The 20,967-nt window shown below is 38.6% G+C and carries 17 protein-coding genes and 2 pseudogenes; 2 read left to right on the top strand and 17 right to left on the bottom strand.

The genetic code is table 11. The features are described from left to right. Positions 1-5: 5 nt before the first annotated feature. From AB7942_RS04895 to AB7942_RS04940, 10 genes are all read right to left on the bottom strand, one after another. The gene (locus AB7942_RS04895; RefSeq protein ID WP_369446026.1) at positions 6-1,181 is read right to left on the bottom strand and encodes a substrate-binding domain-containing protein; all 1,176 of its coding nucleotides are present in this window, start codon (positions 1,179-1,181) and stop codon (positions 6-8) included. Between the two features lie 298 nt (positions 1,182-1,479). Continuing rightward, entirely contained in the window at positions 1,480-2,325 is an 846-nt protein-coding gene (locus AB7942_RS04900; RefSeq protein ID WP_369446027.1) for a sugar phosphate isomerase/epimerase family protein, read from the bottom strand. 56 nt (positions 2,326-2,381) lie between these two features. Then, on the bottom strand, positions 2,382-3,416 hold the full coding sequence (locus AB7942_RS04905) for a zinc-dependent alcohol dehydrogenase family protein (protein WP_251565891.1): 1,035 nt from the start codon (positions 3,414-3,416) through the stop codon (positions 2,382-2,384). 129 nt (positions 3,417-3,545) lie between these two features. Further along, positions 3,546-4,517 carry a sugar phosphate isomerase/epimerase family protein gene (locus AB7942_RS04910; RefSeq protein WP_369446028.1) on the bottom strand — a complete coding sequence of 324 codons (972 nt, stop codon included), beginning with the start codon at positions 4,515-4,517 and terminating at the stop codon, positions 3,546-3,548. After that, positions 4,514-5,692 carry a Gfo/Idh/MocA family protein gene (locus AB7942_RS04915; protein ID WP_369446029.1) on the bottom strand — a complete coding sequence of 393 codons (1,179 nt, stop codon included), beginning with the start codon at positions 5,690-5,692 and terminating at the stop codon, positions 4,514-4,516. The genes AB7942_RS04910 and AB7942_RS04915 overlap by 4 nt, the downstream gene beginning before the upstream one ends. A 219-nt stretch (positions 5,693-5,911) precedes the next feature. Then, complete coding sequence (locus tag AB7942_RS04920) at positions 5,912-6,892, bottom strand: ABC transporter permease (protein WP_088089834.1); 981 nt, start codon at positions 6,890-6,892, stop codon at positions 5,912-5,914. Then, positions 6,873-8,369 (bottom strand): sugar ABC transporter ATP-binding protein, encoded by a 1,497-nt coding sequence (locus AB7942_RS04925; RefSeq protein ID WP_335438324.1) that lies wholly within the window; start codon positions 8,367-8,369, stop codon positions 6,873-6,875. The genes AB7942_RS04920 and AB7942_RS04925 overlap by 20 nt, the downstream gene beginning before the upstream one ends. 65 nt (positions 8,370-8,434) lie before the next feature. After that, positions 8,435-9,604, bottom strand: coding sequence for a substrate-binding domain-containing protein (locus AB7942_RS04930; protein ID WP_088089836.1), 1,170 nt, complete (start codon positions 9,602-9,604; stop codon positions 8,435-8,437). A gap of 194 nt (positions 9,605-9,798) precedes the next feature. Further along, on the bottom strand, positions 9,799-10,794 hold the full coding sequence (locus tag AB7942_RS04935; protein WP_369446137.1) for a LacI family DNA-binding transcriptional regulator: 996 nt from the start codon (positions 10,792-10,794) through the stop codon (positions 9,799-9,801). Between the two features lie 201 nt (positions 10,795-10,995). Beyond that, positions 10,996-11,712 (bottom strand): LytR/AlgR family response regulator transcription factor, encoded by a 717-nt coding sequence (locus tag AB7942_RS04940; RefSeq protein ID WP_335401805.1) that lies wholly within the window; start codon positions 11,710-11,712, stop codon positions 10,996-10,998. Positions 11,713-11,933: 221 nt separating this feature from the next. On the opposite strand from AB7942_RS04940, the gene AB7942_RS04945 reads away from it, so the two are divergent. Continuing rightward, positions 11,934-14,498, top strand: a complete 2,565-nt coding sequence (locus tag AB7942_RS04945; RefSeq protein WP_369446030.1) for a substrate-binding domain-containing protein — start codon at positions 11,934-11,936, stop codon at positions 14,496-14,498. Between the two features lie 131 nt (positions 14,499-14,629). On the opposite strand, the gene AB7942_RS04950 is transcribed toward AB7942_RS04945, so the two are convergent. The 3 genes and pseudogenes from AB7942_RS04950 to AB7942_RS04960 all read right to left on the bottom strand — a co-directional run. Beyond that, positions 14,630-14,986, bottom strand: coding sequence for an IS3 family transposase (locus tag AB7942_RS04950; RefSeq protein WP_369446138.1), 357 nt, complete (start codon positions 14,984-14,986; stop codon positions 14,630-14,632). Next, the gene (locus tag AB7942_RS04955) at positions 14,979-15,227 is read right to left on the bottom strand and encodes a transposase (protein ID WP_369446031.1); all 249 of its coding nucleotides are present in this window, start codon (positions 15,225-15,227) and stop codon (positions 14,979-14,981) included. Before AB7942_RS04955 ends, AB7942_RS04950 begins: the two co-directional genes overlap by 8 nt. Before the next feature lie 8 nt (positions 15,228-15,235). Continuing rightward, a pseudogene (locus AB7942_RS04960) lies at positions 15,236-15,400 on the bottom strand (helix-turn-helix domain-containing protein); the annotation flags it as partial. Between AB7942_RS04960 and AB7942_RS30510 the strand changes: the two are divergent. Continuing rightward, a pseudogene (locus AB7942_RS30510) lies at positions 15,400-15,540 on the top strand (IS110 family RNA-guided transposase); the annotation flags it as partial. The pseudogenes AB7942_RS04960 and AB7942_RS30510 overlap by 1 nt on opposite strands. A 496-nt stretch (positions 15,541-16,036) precedes the next feature. Here AB7942_RS30510 and AB7942_RS04965 read toward each other — a convergent pair. The 4 genes from AB7942_RS04965 to AB7942_RS04980 form a co-directional block, all read right to left on the bottom strand. Continuing rightward, on the bottom strand, positions 16,037-16,420 hold the full coding sequence (locus tag AB7942_RS04965) for a VOC family protein (protein WP_369446032.1): 384 nt from the start codon (positions 16,418-16,420) through the stop codon (positions 16,037-16,039). A 717-nt stretch (positions 16,421-17,137) separates the two neighbouring features. Further along, complete coding sequence (locus tag AB7942_RS04970) at positions 17,138-18,235, bottom strand: GerAB/ArcD/ProY family transporter (protein WP_369446033.1); 1,098 nt, start codon at positions 18,233-18,235, stop codon at positions 17,138-17,140. Between the two features lie 16 nt (positions 18,236-18,251). Continuing rightward, positions 18,252-19,328, bottom strand: coding sequence for a Ger(x)C family spore germination protein (locus AB7942_RS04975; RefSeq protein ID WP_369446034.1), 1,077 nt, complete (start codon positions 19,326-19,328; stop codon positions 18,252-18,254). 26 nt (positions 19,329-19,354) lie between these two features. Continuing rightward, positions 19,355-20,890, bottom strand: coding sequence for a spore germination protein (locus AB7942_RS04980; protein ID WP_335438397.1), 1,536 nt, complete (start codon positions 20,888-20,890; stop codon positions 19,355-19,357). Positions 20,891-20,967: the final 77 nt, after the last annotated feature.

The following is a 20,967-nucleotide window of genomic DNA, read 5'->3' on the forward strand; positions in this document are numbered from 1 at the left end:
TTTTATTATTTAGCTGCCCCTTGGATGGACTTTGGTGCCTCTTGGTGGTAAACAAGTTTCCATGCATCTAATACGTTTTCTTTCGTTACATTTAACGCTGGGACAGCTACATAGGCAGGTGCTTCCTTACCAAGTAAAGAATAACCAGCTAAAATCGCTTCTGAAATCCCCTGGTCATATGGCAGCTGAGCACCTAGACCTTTAATCAAACCATTTGATGCAATGTCTAAAGCAACGTTTGTCCCTAAATCAATAGTCGTAATGACAAAATCCTTCTTTCCTGCCGTTCGTGCTGCGGCTAAAGCACCTTCAGCGGGAACGTCCCAAACGACAAACATTCCATCAAGGTCACGATTTTTGGTCAGCATACCTGATGCTACTTTTTCTCCATCGTTAGGGCCAATGATACCGCCGCGTTCAACGATTTTAATTTTTGGATATTTTTCTTTTATTGTTTTTTCAAAGGCTTCTGTACGCTGTTTGGTCACGAAATAATCTGCATCATGATAAATGACACCGATTTTTCCTTTTCCACCAAGCTGTTTCGCCATGATCTCGGCTGCTTGAACGCCATTGCCATAGTTGTCTGCAGAAACTACGCTCACATAATCCTTGCCGGCTTCCAGTCCTTTTGGTTTATTGTCCATAAACACGACTTTCACGCCTGCATCTGCCGCTTTCTTAAAAGCTGATGCAGTTGAAACAGGGTCTACCGGGATCCCAACGATAATATCCGGCTTTTTCGCTAAAACAGTTTCAATATCGGATACTTGTTTTTCAGCCTTGAACTGAGCATCTGTTACGGCTACGACTTTAATCCCCATTTTTGCAAAAGTTGCCTTTAAGCCATTGATTTGAGCGGTTGCCCAGTCATTACCAGCATAGTGCATAACAATCGCAGCTTTGTAATTGCCTTCTTTAATCTTTTGCACCTCTTCTTCAGTAAGCTGCAATGTTTTTGCTGAAACAGCGGTTTCTCCACTAGGACCTTTACTTAAAATTTCCTGATCGGGTATATCTTGATTAATCGTTATTGGGCCTGAACTTGCGGTTGTTTCTTCTGTTTTTGTGTTCTCTGTCTCTTTGCTTGAGCTGCTAGTTGTGCTATTCTTGCCGCAGCCGACAAGTGCGACGCTAGTGATAAATAGAATCATAGTAAAAACACTTAGTAACTTTTTCATGACTTGCCCCCTTTTCATCGTTGTAACTTTTAATCCATTGATAGAAATACTGAAGTATTTTTATCGTTTTTATGTATCACATCCTCCTATATAATGTAATCGATTACAATTTTCCGTTAATTAATTTTTTACTACTTTTCTCGGTGATTATATAATCGATTAAATTTTGGTTTTAAATTTACTTAAAAGAGGGGAAAACACTTATTCTTATTATTAGCCTTTTTGAATAGATTAACTGGGCGAACCAGTGGCATTTAAACGTACTGCATTCGCCCGGATAATGCTTTTTTCAATTAGGTTATGACTTACATCCAATTCCTTTTAACTTTTCTGTCAAGTAATCAATGGATGTTTTTGCATACCAATCAGGATCTGCTTTTCTAGTACCAAATCCAATTTCCATTGAGAGGTAGCCCTTGTAATCGATTTCCTTTAATGCTTTTAATACGGAATCCCAATTTACCGTTCCTTGTCCAGGCGGTAAACGATCGTCATCCGAAATATGAACATGATGCAACTTATCTTTCATTTTATAAACATAATCACTCGGTACTTCATTACGATATAGGGCATGGAACGTATCAAACATCACTTTCACATTGGATTCACCTGATTCTTCTGCCAACTGCAGGGCATCATCTGCCGATTCAATTAAATTACAATCAGCAGCTTGAGGTTCAACTACTAATGTGATTCCAAGGTCTTTTGCATATTTTGCCACATCTTGCAAACCTTCGCGGCTATACTTCCATGCTTCTTGTTTGTTCATACCAAAACCAAACCAGCCGGCAAGCCACATCACAGTTGGGCATTCCCAGTCATGCGCTAAACGAATGACTTCCTTATAATGATTGATCGTAAATTCACGCTCTTCTTTCAAAGCTGAACTTGGATTCACTCCAGGTCCTCCTCCAGGTGCGGGAAGCATAGCAGCTACATTAAGATTATTTCTTTTTAAATGCTGAAGAATTTCCTTACGTCTTTGTGTGGATAGATAATCAGGCCATGCATGCGGACTCGCACAACCTATTTCAATTCCATCATATCCAAATGCAGCAATTCGACTAATCACTTCTTCTAATGGATAAAAGGGCAACATGGATGGAAAAGAATTATAAACCCAAGTATTAAATGAAAGTTTCATTTTTTGATCCTCCTCAAAAATTAAGTCATAAAGCAAATTTTTGTTATTCAATGTGATTATTCCCAAACAAACACAGCTTTTTCAGTCTTTCTTTCGTCAAACAAACGGAAAGCTGTTTCCGCTTCTTCCAATTTAAATTGGTGAGTAACTAATTTTTCCACAGGCAGATTCTTTCTAACAATAAACTCCGCAATTTCATCAAATTCTTGAATTGGGAAGTACCAAGAACCCATTACAGAAATCTGTTTTCGAATTAATTGCGCACTTGGTTTGATTGTTGTCTCTTTACTTTCCCCGATAAAAGCGACACGTCCATGTGCTCTCACGCAATCTAATGCATCATTCTCACCGTAAGGGCTTCCGGAACAATCAATCGCAGCATCTGCACCAAGACCCTTTGTAATACGAGCAATTTCTTCTTGAACATTCATTGTTTTACCATTGATGGTATAATCCGCACCCAATTCCTTCGCAAGCTCCAAGCGCTCATCAAGCATATCAACAGCAATAACGGTTGCGCCTAATCCTTTGGCGATCATCACACCCGCACCGCCCATAGGACCCATTCCAAAAATAACGAGATAATCTCTACCGGAAATTCCTAATCTCTTTTGTGCGTGATAAAGGGTTCCAACAGCGTCGGTTGAAACAGCGGCCGTTACGAAACTCATGCTATCTGGCAATCTCATACAGTTTTCAGCTGGAACGACCATGTACTCTGCGTCACCGCCGTGAGAGTCAAAGCCAATACATTTAAACTCTTTGCAGAACATTTTGTAGCCGCTCTTACAATGTGCACATTCACCACAGCCAAGAGCTAAGTAAACAGCAACTCTGTCACCCGCTTTGTAATTGGAAACGCCAGCTCCTACTTCCGTGATAACTCCTGCAGGTTCATGCCCTGGTACCGTGCATCCGCATTTTGTTCCTTCAAAAACGGAAGTTCCATAATATAAGCTCATATCGCTTCTGCAGATCGCTGATGCTTTTAACTGAACTAATACTTCCCCTTGGCCAGGCGTTGGAATTTCAACCTGGCGAATCTCTACCTTTTTATCTCCTGGAAAAAATACTGCATTCATTGTTGTCATCGTACTGCCTCCAATCATTCATCATTAATTTTGAAAAACAATTATCCTATCATATTCCCTTCAAATGAGCTGCGTGAGGGAAAACCCTCCCTTTGGAAGCAAGAGAACCGCCCCCATGCTTCCAAAAAATTATGCCCACCACATCTCGGAAATTTTCTCCTTGAACATGGCCCCTTTTAAGAGAGTAATAGCTTTGCTTAGTCCCTCGTCGGTGGAAGCAAGCATATCTTCATGTTCGATGGAAATGACATAATCGTATCCGACCGCTCGAAGGGCACTTACTATGTCTTTCCACATTTTTTCGTCCGAGCCGTATCCGACTGATCTAAATGTCCAAGAGCGGTCTAAAATTTGGCTATAATGCTTTGTATCTAAAACACCATTAATCTTGATATTTGCTTGATCTAAATAAGTGTCCTTCGCATGGAAATGGAAAATCGCATTTTCCCTGCCAAGCTTTTTGATGGCCTCGACCGGGTCAATTCCTTGCCAAACAAGGTGGCTCGGATCAAAGTTTGCACCAATGTTTTCGCCGGCATGCTCCCTTAACTTTAGTAGAGTTTCAGGATTATAAACTACAAATCCTGGGTGCATCTCAAAAGCTATTTGATTAATGCCGTGCAACTTCGCGAATTTTGCTTCCTCTTTCCAATAAGGAATCACGACTTCGTTCCATTGCCAGTTCAGCACTTCTAAATATTCCGGAGGCCATGAGCATGTAACCCAGTTTGGATTTTTTGCACTTATATGATCACCCGGACAGCCGGAGAAGCCATTGATAACAGGAACTTCTAAATGTTCTGCCAGTAAAACGGTTTTTCGCCAAACGTCATGTGACTCTTTGGCTATTGTTACATTCGGATGCAGCGGATTCCCGTGGCAGCTTAAACCACTGATGGTTATTCCCCTTGTTTCAAGCGCTCGCAGGAATGCTCTGGTTTTTTCAGGTGAGGCAAGCAATTCATCCGGATTACAGTGATGGTTGCCGGGATAATTTCCTGTCCCCAATTCAACGGCCTCAACACCCATGCCTGCCAGTTTATCCAGCATTTCTTCAAATGGCAGATTCTGATACAGCGGGGTAAATACACCTAGTTTCATGAAAGTACCTTCTTTCCTGCAGAAACCTTCACCCATTTCTGCTGCTCGTTACTTTCCAAGATTGCGTCTGTGATACACATCGAAAGGTGCCCGTCTGCAAATGTCGCAAAATTAGACTTGTCTGTTTTCAGGCTTTTGCCATCGCGAACAAACGAGTAGAAATTCAACATCATATTTTTCAAAGCATCTGGCCAGCCTTCATTATGCCCTCCAGGATGATGAATAGCAGACCTTGCCTCAGGTGAAAACAACGCCGGATCCGCTAATAGAACTTCATTTGCTTTATCCCGGTGCCCGATCCATAGCTTCTCTGGTTCTTCCTGGTTCCAGAATATTGAAGCTTGACTTCCATTAATCTCAAAGCTTAATCTATTTTTCCGTCCGGCACTTACTTGAGATACAGTAAAGACTCCTCTTGATCCATCTTCAAAACGAACAAGAACGGATGCATAATCTTCTGTATTAATTGGAACATCTTCATATTCCATATCTTCTATAGTCTGTGCCCCAAAAGTAGCTACGTTTCCTGTAGGCTTCTTTCTTACTGGAACAACAGTTGCTAAATCGGCAAAAACTTCGACAATCCTTTTGCCTGTTACAAATTGGACGGTATCACACCAATGGGAACCAATGTCAGCTACTGCGCGTGACTTTCCGCCTACTTCCGGCGCCAAACGCCAGTTGTAGTCTGTTTCATATAATAACCAGTCCTGCAAGTAGCTTCCGTGAACCATGTTCACTTTCCCAAGATCACCTTCAGTGATTTTCGCTTTTAAGTTTTGTACACTCGCATGCTGTCTGTAATTAAAGTTCACCGCATGGATGACGCCTTGTTTTTCTGCTAACTCCAACAATTCTGCTGATTCATCACTGTTCATAGCCAGCGGTTTCTCTGAGACAACATGCTTTCCAGCTAAAATAATCTCTTTATTAATGGCAAAATGAAGATGATTTGGTGTGCAATTGTGCACGACCTGGATTTCGCTGTCTTTCAGCATTTCTCGGTAATCACCAAAGGCCTTCGGAATTCCAAGCTCAGCTGCCTTTTTTTCAGCCATTTCTTGACTGGTTTCCGCCAAACCAGCTACTTCTACAAAACCAAGCCTTCTGATGGCTTCTATGTGAGTCGGCCCGATAAAACCAGTACCGATGATACCAACTTTAATCTTCTCCACCTTTCTTCCTCCTGTTCAAAAGTTGATCGTGTTGTTCAAGGATGCAAATTTATAGACCTTATAGGGTCATTCCGCTTTTTTTGAAAAGAATTTCGCCGATTTTATCATTAATTCCGCCAATTTCCGAGGAAATTCCGCCAGTTTTCTCATTAATTCCGTCAATTTCCGGGGGAATTCCGCAGAATTTTGCTATTATTCCGCGGAAACCTTTATTAAAAATTACCTCTTCAACGCTTTCTTACCAAATGCCACCGCCAAGATAATGATAATTCCTTTGATAATCATTTGCTGGCTGACATCAAGACCCATGATAATCAAACCATTGTTGATTGTACCGATCATTAGGGAACCAACAATCGTTCCGATAATCGTTCCTACACCGCCAAACAAGCTTGTTCCACCAAGAATAACCGCAGCGATAACAGAAAGCTCATCGCCTTCACCGAAGGAGAAACGTCCGGCATTCATACGGCCCGCATAGAGAAGACCAGCTAAACCAGCCATTAAACCAGTTGCAAGGAATACCATTAGCTTGATCTTCATTGTCTTTACGCCAGAGAATCTTGCCGCATTTTCGTTACCACCTGTCGCCAATACCTGACGGCCAAAAGATGTTTTACGAAGTAAGATATGAGCAATCACTGTAAATACTAGAGTCCAAATAAGTAAAACTGGAATTGGACCAATGTCCCCTGAACCAAAGATGAAATTGAAATTTGCGTCTACAATCGGAACTGGAGCAGTATCTGTAACCCACATCGCAGCACCTTTAATGGCTCCCATCGTTCCCAGTGTTACCAAGAAGGAAGGAATCGCTACTTTTGTTACTAGCAAACCATTGATTAATCCAACCACAAGTCCAGTACCTACACCGCCGATGAGTCCACCAATAATGCCATAACCCGCTTGGATGGCTAATGCACCGACTAGAGAAGAAAGGGCAGCAATGGAACCAACAGAAAGGTCAATCTCCCCTGTACTAATAACAAATGTCATTGCCAACGCCATCAAAGAAATCGTCGCTGTTTGTCTAACAATGTTTAATAAGTTCCCTGAAGTTAAGAAACCTTCATCACTTAAGCTGATAGAAAAATAGATTAATACGCCCACGAAGGCAAAATAGACAATATAATTACGCCACTCGAATCCTTTCAATGAAGGAGTTGCTGGCTTTTGAATACTAGAAACCTTGGATTGCATATTGTAATTCCTCCTCTGATTTAATCTCCCTGCGGGTCATTTCCTTTTTAATTTTCCCATCATGCATAACGATGACACGATCACTCAATGCAAGCAGTTCTGGAAGTTCGGAAGAGACCACAAGGATTGCCTTGCCGTTTTCGGCCATGGCTCTAATAATCTCCACAATTTCCGTTTTTGCACCAATATCCACACCAATCGTTGGTTCATCCAACATCAAGACAGTAGGGTCGTTCGCCAGCCATTTAGCTAGAACGATTTTTTGCTGATTACCGCCCGATAACAACCCGGCCTTTTTAAAAATATTATCCGTTTTAATATTTAACTTCCTTACAAATTCATTACTAATCTCATTGGATTTCTTACTATCAATAAAAGCTCCTTTTTTCACCTTCGAAAGAATTGGAAGAATCATATTATCCTTGACACTATGTTCAAGGACCAATCCTTGCATCCGGCGGTCCTCCGGAATCAATGCAAGTCCGGCTTCTATGGCATTCTTAGGATTCTTAATGGATTGTTTTTGACCACTGATGTAGATGTCTCCACTCTTAATTGGGTCAATCCCAAAGAGATTTCGAAGTAATTCCGTCCGGCCGCTTCCCATTAACCCGGCAATTCCAACGATTTCACCCGGCTGAATTTTTAGATTAATATCTTGGACATGTTCGGCACTTAAGTTTCTTACTTCAAAAATGGGCGGCACGTCCGTTGCGTAGGAACGTTCTTTCCATTCAAACGCTTGGTCAAATTGCATACCGACTATATGTGAAATTACAGTATCAAGATCGGTTTCACTGCATTTTTCTGTTGTGATATATCGGCCATCACGCATAATCGTGATTCGGTCACATATTTCAAAGATTTCATCCATCCGGTGAGAAATATAGATGATGGAATAACCTTTTGCTTTCAATTTGTTAATAAAACTAAAGAGTACTTCCGTTTCATTTTTGGTTAAGGACGAGGTTGGCTCATCCATAATCAGAATCTTTGCTTCTTGGGAAAGTGCTTTGGCAATTTCCGTCATCTGCCAATAGCCAACCCCCAAATTTTGAACTACATCATTTGGTCTAATACCTACGCCTAATTCTTCAAGCAATTTTTCTGTTTTCTTCTCACAATCCTTATCATCGAGCAGCCCTAATGATGTTTTCTTCTCACGAGTAAGATAGATGTTTTGAGCGACGGTAAGGGTAGGAATTAAACTAAACTCTTGGAAAATCATCGATATATTATTCTTTTGAGCATCATCATAACTTTTAATGCTTACCGGTTTTCCTTCAATTAAAATCTCGCCGCTGTCTGCAGAGTATACGCCTGTGAGGATTTTCATTAACGTCGATTTCCCGGCACCATTTCCCCCCATCAAGGCGTGAACTTCACCTTTTTTGACGGAAAAATGTACATCGTTTAAAACGGTAATCCCATTAAAAGCTTTATTAATACCTCTCATTTCGAGAATCGGTTGTTCCATCCAAGTTCACCTTCTTTTTATGTTAGAGGCTGCTTTCAAAAGCAGCCACTATCCTTTTTTTAAAATTATTTCATCGCATTTTTTACTGTGTCAGGAGCCTCTGTTCCGTAGATTAACTTCCATTCATCTAATACATTCTCTTTCGTAACTTTGATTGATGGTGAAGCAACATACGCTGGTGCTTCTTTTCCTATTAGGGCATAGCCGGCAAGGATCGCTTGTGCTACACCTTGGTCATATGGCAGCTGTGCTCCAAGACCTTTAACAATTCCATCTTGTGCAATTGAGATTGCTACGTTTGTACCTAAGTCAACTGTTGTAACAACTAGGTCATCCCTGCCAGCCGTTCTTGCTGCAGCCATAACACCTTCAGCCGGTACATCCCATGGAGCGAAGATACCATCAATATCATGGTGTCTTGTCAACATAGCAGATGCTACTTCTTCTGCCTGATTTGGACCAGTAATCCCACTTTTTGCGACAATCTCAATATTTGGATATTTTTCTTTGATTCTTTTTTCAAAAGCATCAGAACGGTTTTTGGTTACAAAGAAGTTTACATCGTGATACACAATGCCGACTTTACCCTTTCCGCCAAGTTTTTCAGCCATAATGTCTGCTGCGGTTGCTCCGTTACCCATGTTGTCACCAGACACAATACTGATGTAATCTTTACCTGCAACTAAACCTTGTGCAGCACCATCCATGAATACTAACTTTACGCCTTGGGCAACAGCCTTTTTATAAGCTGGTGCGGTAGATACGGCATCAACTGGAACAGAAATCATAATGTCCGGCTTTTTCGCTAAAACGGTTTCGATATCATTTACTTGCTTTTCCGCTTTGAACTGTGCATCTGTTACAGCAACGATCTTGATGCCCATCTTCTTAAATGTATCCTTCATCGCACCAACTGCGGCATTCATATAGTCAGTACCAGAGTAGTGCATAACAATCGCCGCTTTATAATTACCTTCTTTAATCTTCTTTAGCTCATCTTCCGTAAGCTGCAATGTCTTAGCTGAAACGGCCTGTTCTCCGTTCGGCCCTTTATCTTGTACCGCTAAATCAGGAATCTTTGGATTGATCGTTAATGGTCCTGAAGCTATTTCTGAGTAGTTTTCATTCTTTTTCGTGCTCGCTTGTTCAGATGTAGATTTTTTTCCGCCACACCCTGCAAGAAAAACACTTAAAACAAGTAACAGTAAAACTGTAATAGAAAAACTCTTTTTCATTTGATTACCCCCACTATAGTAGTTATTTAGTTGAAGCTCGTTATTTGTCGGTACCACCTTACAATCTATAAGTGTGGCACCACCCCCTTTACAAAAATTAAAGTTTATTGAATTTTGACTAGTAATCGTTTACATTCGAGAAATTTCATGAAATCCAAAAAAATGTAAAGGATTACATGTCTTTTTAAAAATTTTTAAATACTTCTTACCGACTCCCTTACAACCAACTGGTCAGCTAAGATAATTTGCTCGCGTTTGACTTCCTCTTTGTTGATGAGCTTCATTAGTAATTCCATCGCGTTCTCGCCGATTTCGAATGCCGGCTGTGCAATCGTTGTAAGACCCGGTTCGAATATGGAGGAAAATTTCAGATTATCAAAACCTAGAACCGAAATATCCTCAGGCACATTAAGACCCTTAGATTTAATCGCTTTAATCACGCCCATTGCCATTTCATCGTTTGCAGCGAATATCGCCGTTGGGAGTTGGCCAAGGGCGAAAAACTTCATCATGAGATTAAAACCGCTATCAAATGAGAAGTCACCCTCTTGGACTAACACGGGGTCAACGATAAGGTTTTTCCTTTCCATCGCCTGATAAAATCCTTTGAGGCGGTCTCGGCTCAACACGATATCGAGAGATCCAGTGATGCAGCCAATTCTTTCGTGTCCCAAGTCGATTAAATATTCCATTGCCTTTCTGGCACCACTGATGTTATCAATCGAAACAGTTGGGATGCTAGAGCCTTCAATATACTCACATGCCAGCACCACCGGAAACCTTCGGGCCACCTCTTCAACAGCTGCTGCATCCATTCTGGCGGTTAATAAAACCATTCCATCTGCTTTTTTTTGCTGCAGGATGTTTAAATACCCCTTTTCTCGTTCCAAATCATTGCCTGTATCGCCGAGTAAAACCTGATATCCTTTTGCAACAGCGACAGCTTCAATACCCCTTAACACCTTTGAAAAAAAGGGATTTGTAATGTCCGGGACAACGACTAGGATCGTTTTCGTTTCGAGCCTTCTTAACTGGCGTGCTAGGATATTAGGCTGATAATTCAATGCTTCAATCGCCTTTAACACTTTTTCCGTCGTTGTTTCCCTTACTGTTTCAGGCTTGGTTAATACTCGGGATACTGTTGCAGTAGAAACATTAGCCCTTTTTGCTACATCTACAATCCCAACCATCTTTGTCCTCTTTTCCATTCCAGTTTCTATACTCAGATTGTAAACGATTACAAATTTGTCGTCTAATCGACTCCAGACAAGCTTTTTGTCCATTTGACTGTTAATTTCATTCGCCCAGAAAGCCCTTTCATTCATTCGAACAAAAAAAGCATTTTTTAAAAAAAATAAGACCCAGTAATTTTTCATTACTGAGCCTTACTTTTACAACGATTTACATTTTTGCAATTCAACTAGCTTATGCTTAGAGACCCTTGCTGTTTCTTCGTAATTTTTAAAATGTGCTATATACGTTTGACCAGCCACTTCTATTCCTGTTAAATACTGCAAATTAATAATAAAAGAACGATGAGAAACAACAAATCGCGAATCAAGGAGCTCTTCGAGATTCGTTAACGCCTCATTTAATTCAATTTTTTTATCAATCGTATGAATGACGGACTTTCGTTCTGCTTTTTCAATAAAAATAATCTCGTCTAACGGAATAAAGGAATATTGATTGTGCTGCTTGATCATTAAATCTTTTTTGACTGGAGCAGGAGGCGGAACCGTGCCGGTTTGCTTCGAAAGGGCTGCTGCCCGCTCTAAAGCGGAATAAAGCCTGTCCCGTTCAATCGGTTTAACAATGTAATCAATTGCATTTACTCCAAAGGCTTCCAGCGCATATTCATCATGGCCTGTGATAAAAATAACCTGCAAGGTTGGCAGAATTTTTTTACACGATTTAACCGCTTCCATTCCGTTCAATAAAGGCATGTTAATATCAACTAACACGATGTCAGGCTTTTCCATTAACACCTTATTGATTAAATCCTCACCATTTACTGCTTCTCCGACAATTTGATAGTTCGGAACAAATTTAATCAGATGCTTTAACAATTTTCTAGATGCCGCATTATCCTCTGCAATCAAAACTTTCATAAATCATCCCTCATGTAATTGAAGTTTGGTTAAAACTATTATCCCATCGATTGTTACGGAACCTTTCTACGTATTAACTAGATAATATGTGAGAAAATGATGATAAATAGCCCCTTATTATTTAATTTGCAATTGTTTATGAACCTTAACTACTTACAGTATAAGACAGATCATCTAGTTAACAAAGTTTTTTTGAATCGAAAGGGATTGGTGGAGAAAAAATGGAAGTCAACTATAGGGATAATTTATATAAGGAAGTTCTTCGGACCATGTCCGAATGTGTCATGATTCTTGAAAAGTCGGGGAAAATGGTTGCCTTAAATGAAAATGCAGAAAAAATACTGGGCATTAAATCAGAGTTCTTAACTAAATCCAGCTTAATGCAACTAGAATATGTTAAAGAAGACGGATCACCATTACCCTATTCCCAGTTACCAGGAATAATAACACTTAAGCACGGTATTCCTTTCCATAATTTCATATTGGGTATTAACAACGGGAATAGTTATATAAAATGGATTTCAGTAAATTCAACACCTCTTAAAATTTGTGATAATGAAGAACAGGCTGCCCTTGTTACAATTTCTGATATCACCGAATGGAAAAATACGGAAAATGATTTAATTCGAGCTAAAGAAGAGGCAGAAAAAGCCAATATGGCCAAATCCGACTTTCTGTCTAAAATGAGTCATGAACTCCGTACACCATTGAATGGAATCCTTGGTTTTGCACAGCTATTAGAAATGGATGAAACCTTAAATAAAGAACAGGGTGATTTTGTCCAAGAAATTTTAGGTGGTGGAAGACATTTATTAAGTTTAATTAATGATATTTTGGATGTATCAAGAATAGAGACAGGCCAATTAAAAGTTTCGATTGAAGAAGTTGATCTGCTGACCATTATCAATGAATGTATCAATATAGTGCAACCGCTGGCCAAGAAAAAAAGAATCAGTATTCATAACCAATTGGATCAATGGCAAACCGTCTTCGTTCTTGCCGATCCCATTCGCCTTAAGCAAATCCTTCTTAATCTTCTCGATAATGCGATTAAATATAACCGGGAAGGCGGCAAAGTCATTATTTTCTCTTATTTGAAAGAAAACGATCAATTCATTCATTTTGTGGATACTGGGGGCGGACTTTCAGTTGAAGAATATCAAAAAGTGTTTATTCCATTTTATCGAATTGAAGGGACACAAGAAGAAGGTACAGGCATTGGATTGTATTTAGTAAAACAGCTCGTCCAGCTAATGGGGGGCAACATTAGTGTAACGAGCCAAAAAGGAGTAGGCAGTGATTTTTTCTTTAGTCTGCCGCTTCCGAATGATTTAAAGGCTGTCATGAGATGGGGTGAAGAGGTTGTACTTACTGAGGGAAATTTCCGTAAGGCAGATTGCTACCGTTTGCTGTATATTGAAGATAACGAGTCGAACTTGAACTTAGTAAGGAACATTATGAAATCGCAGCCTTCCTATACGCTTTTATCAGCTCGTACAGGAAAAGAAGGATTAGAAATGGCAGCGAATGAAAACGTGGACTTGATTCTGCTTGATTTAAACCTCCCGGATATCCATGGTTATGAAATATTTGATATGTTAAAAACAATGAAACAAACAAAAGATATTGCGGTAATTGCTGTAAGTGCCAATGCGATACCGCAGGATATTCAATATACATTAGACAAGGGGTTTGATAATTACGTGACAAAACCCTTTAATGTAAAAGAGTTTTTGACCATCATAAGAGAGACGCTGAATAGTACTATTAATCAAAATATTCCGGATGATAAAATTTTAAGCACTGGGCCGCATGGAGAGGAGGCTGTTTCAGCCAAAACACTCCAGTTATCTTTGAAAGACCTGAAAAAGCTTAAGGAAAAGAATTATAAGGCGGCTATTGCGATGCACTATACAGAAAATGATTTTTCAACTGCGATCATTAGTGGTTTGAAAGATACTTTTGAAAAAATGGGTATTGAAGTTGTTGCTGTTACGGATGCACAATTTAAGGTTGCAAAACAAATTTCAGATATCGAAATAATCATGGCTAAAAAACCAGATGTTATCGTAAGTTTACCGGTTGATCCAGTTGCAACTGCTCCCGCTTTTAAAAAGGCTGCAGAAGCAGGAATCAAACTAATCTTTATGGATAGCATGCCTGCAGGATTAGAATTTGGCAAAGATTATGTAAGCATTGTATCATCCGATAACTATGGAAATGGTACATTTGCCGGCGAGATCATGGGTAAAGAACTTAAAGGAAAAGGTAAGATTGGTATTATTTTCCACAATATTGATTTCTTTGTAAATAATCAGCGTGTAAAAGCATTCGAAACGACGATTAAAGAAAAATATCCAAATATTAAAATTGTTGCACGTGTTGGAATTACAACTCCAACCGATGCTGAAAAAGTAGCCTCTGGTATGTTAGCAAGAAATCCAGATTTAGATGGTATTTTTGCAATTTGGGATGAACCAGCGGAAGGAGCACTAGCTGCAGCTCGTAAAGCAGGGATAAATGATATAGTCATTACTACAGTTGATTTGGGAAGTAATGTGGCGCTTCAAATTGCTTCTGAAGGAAATATAAAAGGTCTTGGAGCGCAATTACCTTATGAAAATGGAGTTGCTCAAGCAATTATTGCGGGATATTCATTACTTGGTAAGGAAGTAGCTCCATTCTATGTTGTACCAGCAATGAAAGTAACAAAAGAAAATGTCTTAAAAGTTTGGAAACTGGCTTATCGTCAAGATCCTCCGGATGCGATTCAAAAGTACTTTTAATTAGTTCGATTATACCGGTGACAAGAGTCATCAACCCCAATATTACCGTATATGAATTTTTTTATGGGAGAGGCCGGATTCACGCTGAATCCGGCCTCTTTTCATGGTGACCGTTTTCTCTTTTCGAAAATTTATTTTTGCACCAGAACCAAAAAACTTACTATGCTTTTTTTATTGTTATCTATTACAAGTTTTAAGTAGTTTCTCCGGCTGACTTGATAAGAAATGATTTCATTGTTATAGAGGTCTTTTATGGCGGATAGGAAAAGTCTCTGTCTATTAAAAATCAAATATGTAATGTCAGTTACCCATTTCTCATTAGATCTGGATGCATGAAAATCCCTATTAAGAAGGTTTTTAGAAATGACATATGCTTCTTTCTTCCCGTAATAAGGTTTCCTTTTCCGAATCAGGGACTTTAACCATAGCTCCCGCATAAGACGCTGGACACGCTTGTGGTTCAGGTTTAAACCGTAGGTTTTATCCAGCCATACCTTTTACTCTTCGATACCCATAGATTCCTTTGAGTTTATTGTAGCATCCTATAATTTTTTTCTTAATCTCTTCATCATCCAGTTGCTTTTCAGAAGGGGATATTTTACGTTTTAACCATTTGTAGTATCCGCTTCTTGATACATGTGCAATTTCGCATAATAACTGAATAGGATAGTGTTCCTTGGACATTTCCCTAATTACCTCATACTTTTTCCTTGTCGTTACTGCCTTCATTCCCCCTTTTACATCTTTAAGAGCTTTTTTAGCATTTCGTTCTCCGCCTCTAAACGTCTGATTTTTTCTTCTGGATCCTTCTGAGATGTTCTTGGTCTGCCCTTACCAAGCCCCTTCGCTTTCCCTCGTTTCTCTTCCAAACCCAGTATGCCTTCAGCTTCAAAGTACCTAACTTAAAGTGAAGAAGATTAAGAAAATGAAATCCATCATGAAACTTTGTGGAAAACTCGCCCGTGTCCTAGTAGGGATTGCTCATAATGGCTCTGCCTATAAACCGGAAATGGTCTTCCCTCTTGAACAACTAGCAGCGTAAATTTACATTTACATTGTTATTTAACGAAAGTTGGCTTATTCGTAGGATTTCAAAGAAAGTACGAAGTACTGGATGTAATGAACAAAAGGGCAATGACCCGTTCCGTTAGCAAAACCGGCCTCCACCCCTTGGATAGGCATGACGAAGGAATGAAAGGGCATATGATTATGACCCGTTGAGACATGGGAGGGAAAGCCTCCAGGGGCAGCGTGGAAAATGCGTGCAGCATATGTAATAATATAGGATTCTCAATAGATCCCCTATTTCAATCTGCCCTCATCTTATCAAAACGGTCCTATCTCTTTCGTTCATCTAAAGCAACCTATACCATGTGGTTTGAAATCCTGCGAATAAGCGAGTATTCGTGAGCATTATCTATTAAACTGAGGGAGTTCCATTAAGGATTATTGTAGAGTTGACACAAACTGTGAAGTTAAAAGGAAATGCGAAAAAACTTAAGTTAAGGGAGTAGTGAGCCGACTACTCCCTAAGAAAATTAACCATTACAAATCATAAGTACATTACCATCTAGGTCTTGAAAGTTAAAATAAGCAAAATCTCCAATACGCTCTATTTCTTTAACAATGGCTATGTTATTAATCTTGATGAATTGGTAAGCTTCGTCTATATCTTTTGCGTAGAAATTAAATAAGACATTATTGGATGGCTTAAATATAAAATTTGGATCAAACGTATGGTCATCTAAAGTTAATCCAGTTTCACTTGTTACAGGAATATTGTAAACAGGTGATTCTACAGAGTCATTATTCCGAGAGATACCAAGGAGATCGCAATACCATTCAACTGATTTTTTTAAATCTTCAACATGGATAAAAACATTGTTTATTTTACTATTAATAGGAGAACTGGCTATTTTCATTGTTTTCCACCTTTCATTGAATCTTACCTAAAGAAATTCAACAAGTTTCAAAAAATCCCTTTAGAGGTTCATATAGTCGAATAAACTGTGCTTGTTGAACTATCCTGCCCCGTTGGCCATCCATGAAGCGTAAAAATCAGCGCTTCACCCACAGAGAATGAAAATTGGTCTCTATGTCGATAATGTTTTAATGGCTGGCGAAGAAGGTCGTTGAACTATGGTGCCTTTGAGCCCATCCGATAGTCTGACTCCGACGACCACGGTGTACCACCGACTGTCGCGCCCTTTATGGGTAGCACTCATGGGAGATTAATCCTTTTTTGATCGTCGCGCTAGCCTTTACTTAATTTGCAATGGTTGGAGGTTTTTGTTTAACGATTTACCAAACTCAATCAGATCACTCATAAGGCTCAGCCTTTTTTTAAAAAGCGTTTTTACTGGGTCTATTTTGTTGTGGTTTTTTCTGGATTTTGAGCTTTTTTAATTTTCATGGGAGAAATATATAATGGTAAGCTTGATTTGTGTTAGAACAATCAGTGTGACAAATCCCCGACGCAATAAGGCGAACTAAAACCTCACTTAGTTTAGGATCATCCATTGTAATTTCTGTGATTTGGAATGGTTCCCCTTCCCAAATGTAACTGCTGACCTTTTCTGTTGAATCCTTACAAAACGATCTGCCCAGATTGTATTATAAGTTTCTAGAAGCTTTCTATCCTACTTAGTTATTTTATGCTTAATATGAATGTACAAAAAGAGAAAAGGGATATATAGATACACAAAGTAAAAAGCAATGTTTGAATACATTTCATTCAATCGCTCTATTTGACTCCTCTCTTTGAGCACATTAGCTATAATAAAGAATAGGACCAGGACAATTAACAGACTTATACGCTGTTTCACATTTACTAATTTCTTCATACCACGGCAAGCTGCCCATATTTTCACGCTGATATTGGGTAATACAAGAAGTAACCAAATCGAAACAATAAAAAATTCGACTCTTTCTATTAGAGGAAATTTTGCAACTTTCATGTGAACTAACGTCGGCCATATCGTATTGGGTAGCTGCCCTTCACTAAAGTAGACAAATGTGATGAGTGCTACTATAAGATATAGAAAGACGCAAAGCAGAAGTCCAAAATGGGCCCATTTTTGTGATCTTTCTGGATTTTTTATGAATGGGTAGAACATGAATAAAGTCTCAAAGCCTAGATACTGAAACACCATAGCTTTAGATGATAATACTATTTCCTTAACAGAGTGATTAAAAAAGGGTAATAAATGATTGAGAGTGGCAAATTCTAATGCAAAAAAATTAAGGGGAAACAGTATAACAAAAGGTATGAGAGTTCCCCAGAAACACACTCCAGTAATCACGCGGAATCCACCGGATACAATGTAATAAACGAGGACTAGAAGAATGAAGGTTATTTGCCAGGTCTTCATTAAGGGAAACAGCCAAACTTGAACAACCTCAATATAAACAAGGAAAACAATTAACGCCAATACAAGAAAGTAGAAGATTACAAAAATGTTGAACAGTCCGCCAATCCATTTTCCAAAGCAAAATTGGTGAACATGTATGATATCATTATTAGTAATTCCAACAATACGATAGATCATCCAAACTAGTATATGAATGCTTACACCAGATAAAATGATGGAAATCCATGCATCATAACCAGCATCCTTCGTTATATCTCTTTGAAAACCCATGATTCCTACGCCAATAATATTCGAGTAGATCAGAAAGAAAACGTAAAAAGGAGATATTAAATATTGTTCGTTGAGTATAGTTTTCACATAGTTCACCTCGGAAAATGCAGACTTATTCTTCAATACCCGTATTTAGGATGTTAACATTTGTGTGTACAGTGGTTTTTAAATCAGGGTATATGTCCTTAAAACGTTGATAGTCCCAATTTCTTGATGTGGCTCTAACCTTGTCTCCCAATCCAAGTGGATCTACGTTGTATCCTTGTAACAACGAAATTAAACGTTGGACTTCTTCATTAAAGTGTTCATTTAAAATCTGTTCCATTTTTAGGCGATTTTTATTGGTGCTTAAATCAATCCAAGATGAGGAATTTTTAACCTCTGCATCGATGGTTAAATCGATCAATATACGTGGAATACTTTCGCTTTTGTCAACCGTATATTTAGCTTTGGCATCCAGACTTGTCAATAAAATATAACCAGCCTTGTTGTGAACCTTAATTTTTGTTTTATATTGTCCACTTTTTGAGCCATCATGTAATATTTTCACAATAAATGACTCCCTTAAATTAATATTATTTACAAACTTACCTTTCTTTAATAAGGCTAACCCGTCAATTTTGACTTGACCTTCCTCCAGGATTAAGTAAGGTAAAAATGGATCCTTCCCCTCATCATAAAGATTTGTCAAAAATACGTGCAAATTTGTTTTTGGCAAATTGCCCTTTTCAATGTTCTGATTAATTTTATTACTTAAATGGAATGAAAGATTCACATCTTGACTTGAATTAAGTATTTTTTCAGCTGTGTTTTCGGCTATGCTCAACTGCATTCGACTCCCAACATTCGGGTCTCTGCTAAAATTAATTAAAACATCATCAATCCCTTGTTTTGCAAATTCCTTGCCGAACAATATAAAATCTAATTTTCCTATTTCAACGGGAAATGCAGATTTTGAATTCATTCTCGGAAGAATATCTTCATACGAATCAGACACAGTTCTAAAGCTTTTTAATTTGGGCATTCCTTTTTCCGCAAATGTAGGATAGATAACCATTCCTTTCACTTTGTCTTTTTCCATATCATATCCAATGGTTTCTATAATCTGAACTTCATCAATGATCCTTTGATCTTCACACCCTGATAAGAAGAAAATTAGGATAAAAGTTAACAGAAAAAATGATTTCATACTTCACCTCTAATACCCTTTTCTGATCATTCATCAAAATCACTTTTCTTTTTTTTGTGATTATATGGATGGTATCTCCAAATTGATTTAGGACGTAAATAACTTGGCCTTTTGGAAGTTTCACTATAAGAGGAACGGATAATGCTGTCCTTCAAATCTTGAGGCCTAAAAGGATAAAATGGAACGGTATAGGGTGTTCCTAATGATTCTAACCGTGTAAGATGGACGATTAAAAAGGCAATCCCCATAACGATACCTAGTCCGCCCCACATAGACGCGGCGATAATTAAAGGAAAACGTAAAAAACGTATCGTGTTCGACATTTTATAAATAGGGGTAGTAAAGGAAGCTAAGGCTGATAAGGCTACTATAATGAGTAAGACATTGCTTGTAAGTGACGCCTCAACTGAAGCTTGGCCAATAACAATACCGCCCACTATTCCCAATGTTTGTCCTACCTTAGTAGGTAACCGTACTCCAGCTTCACGTAAAAGTTCAATCGTGAATTCCAAAAAAACCACCTCAAATACCGGCGGAAACGGAACATTATGACGAGAAAAACTAAGTGAACCGAATAAATCGTTTGGAATTACTTCGTAATGGTAAGTTAAAACGGCTACATAAATAGACGTGGCAAAAATGGAGAAAAGGACACTAAAAATCCGTATTAAACGGAAAAAAGATGCAATAATCCATGGTAGAAAGTAATCTTCAGGTGTAATAAAAAAATCTATTAACGTAGCAGGTCCTGTAATGACATAAGGCGACCCATTACTAAAAACAGCTACCTGTCCCATATTTAGAGCATGAGCCGCCCTATCCACTCTTTCAGTTGAAAGAAGCAAGGGAAACGGTGTCAGGGAATTACCAGTTATTAATTGATGAAGCTGAGACGTATCATAAACGATATCAAAATCAATATCTTGAAGGCGTTGGGTTATGGTATTAACATGCTGCTCATCCGTAATTCCTTCAATATAAGCAATGATAATTCTAGTATGTGATGTAGAGCCAACGCTAATTTCCTTCGTGATCAAATCAAATGTGTTAATTTGCTGCCTTAGTAAATGTATATTTACATCAATATTTTCAACAAACCCAATTAGCGGCCCCACAACACTATACTCATTTTCAACATTATTTTGTTCACGCAAGCCAGCTGTATCATTAGATAAGAGAATTAAAGCAAACCTTTGATCATTTTCCTTCATTTGAAGAATCGCATAACCTTTAAGTAGCTTTGATTCTGCCTCTTTTACATTATCCGTAATCACAATGTCTTCAATTGAGATAATTTTCTTTATGTCATCAATTTTCCCTAGTTTGTCCTGTTCAAAAGGTGTCTCTCGGAAAATCAGTAAAATTTTCAGTTGGAGTTGTTGTTGATCGATCAGTGTATTGTAGTAAGAAATGATTAAATGTCCCAATTCATCCGTAAGGGAAAATTGTTTAAAATCACTAGATTTTTTGGCCTTAGCAAACAGTTCTTCAATATCTTGTGAATTCTCAGTCACGGCCTGTTTGTCTTTATTATTTCTAATCTTTCGTTTTTTGAAGAACATCTAATCACCTCCCCATTACAAAGGAATTCATATTCTTCTATATTATGTAAAGGCATCCCCATATTTATGTAAATCCG

It is taken from the genome of Neobacillus sp. BF23-41 (assembly GCF_041106275.1).

Bases quoted from the DNA above. Each gene is read 5' to 3' on its own strand.
- AB7942_RS04895 (WP_369446026.1), bottom strand. From the start codon at position 1,181: ATGAAAAAGTTACTAAGTGTTTTTACTATGATTCTATTTATCACTAGC.
- AB7942_RS04900 (WP_369446027.1), bottom strand. From the start codon at position 2,325: ATGAAACTTTCATTTAATACTTGGGTTTATAATTCTTTTCCATCCATG.
- AB7942_RS04905 (WP_251565891.1), bottom strand. From the start codon at position 3,416: ATGACAACAATGAATGCAGTATTTTTTCCAGGAGATAAAAAGGTAGAG.
- AB7942_RS04910 (WP_369446028.1), bottom strand. From the start codon at position 4,517: ATGAAACTAGGTGTATTTACCCCGCTGTATCAGAATCTGCCATTTGAA.
- AB7942_RS04920 (WP_088089834.1), bottom strand. From the start codon at position 6,892: ATGCAATCCAAGGTTTCTAGTATTCAAAAGCCAGCAACTCCTTCATTG.
- AB7942_RS04925 (WP_335438324.1), bottom strand. From the start codon at position 8,369: ATGGAACAACCGATTCTCGAAATGAGAGGTATTAATAAAGCTTTTAAT.
- AB7942_RS04930 (WP_088089836.1), bottom strand. From the start codon at position 9,604: ATGAAAAAGAGTTTTTCTATTACAGTTTTACTGTTACTTGTTTTAAGT.
- AB7942_RS04935 (WP_369446137.1), bottom strand. From the start codon at position 10,794: ATGGTTGGGATTGTAGATGTAGCAAAAAGGGCTAATGTTTCTACTGCA.
- AB7942_RS04940 (WP_335401805.1), bottom strand. From the start codon at position 11,712: ATGAAAGTTTTGATTGCAGAGGATAATGCGGCATCTAGAAAATTGTTA.
- AB7942_RS04945 (WP_369446030.1), top strand. From the start codon at position 11,934: ATGGAAGTCAACTATAGGGATAATTTATATAAGGAAGTTCTTCGGACC.
- AB7942_RS04955 (WP_369446031.1), bottom strand. From the start codon at position 15,227: ATGAAGGCAGTAACGACAAGGAAAAAGTATGAGGTAATTAGGGAAATG.
- AB7942_RS04965 (WP_369446032.1), bottom strand. From the start codon at position 16,420: ATGAAAATAGCCAGTTCTCCTATTAATAGTAAAATAAACAATGTTTTT.
- AB7942_RS04975 (WP_369446034.1), bottom strand. From the start codon at position 19,328: ATGAAATCATTTTTTCTGTTAACTTTTATCCTAATTTTCTTCTTATCA.
- AB7942_RS04980 (WP_335438397.1), bottom strand. From the start codon at position 20,890: ATGTTCTTCAAAAAACGAAAGATTAGAAATAATAAAGACAAACAGGCC.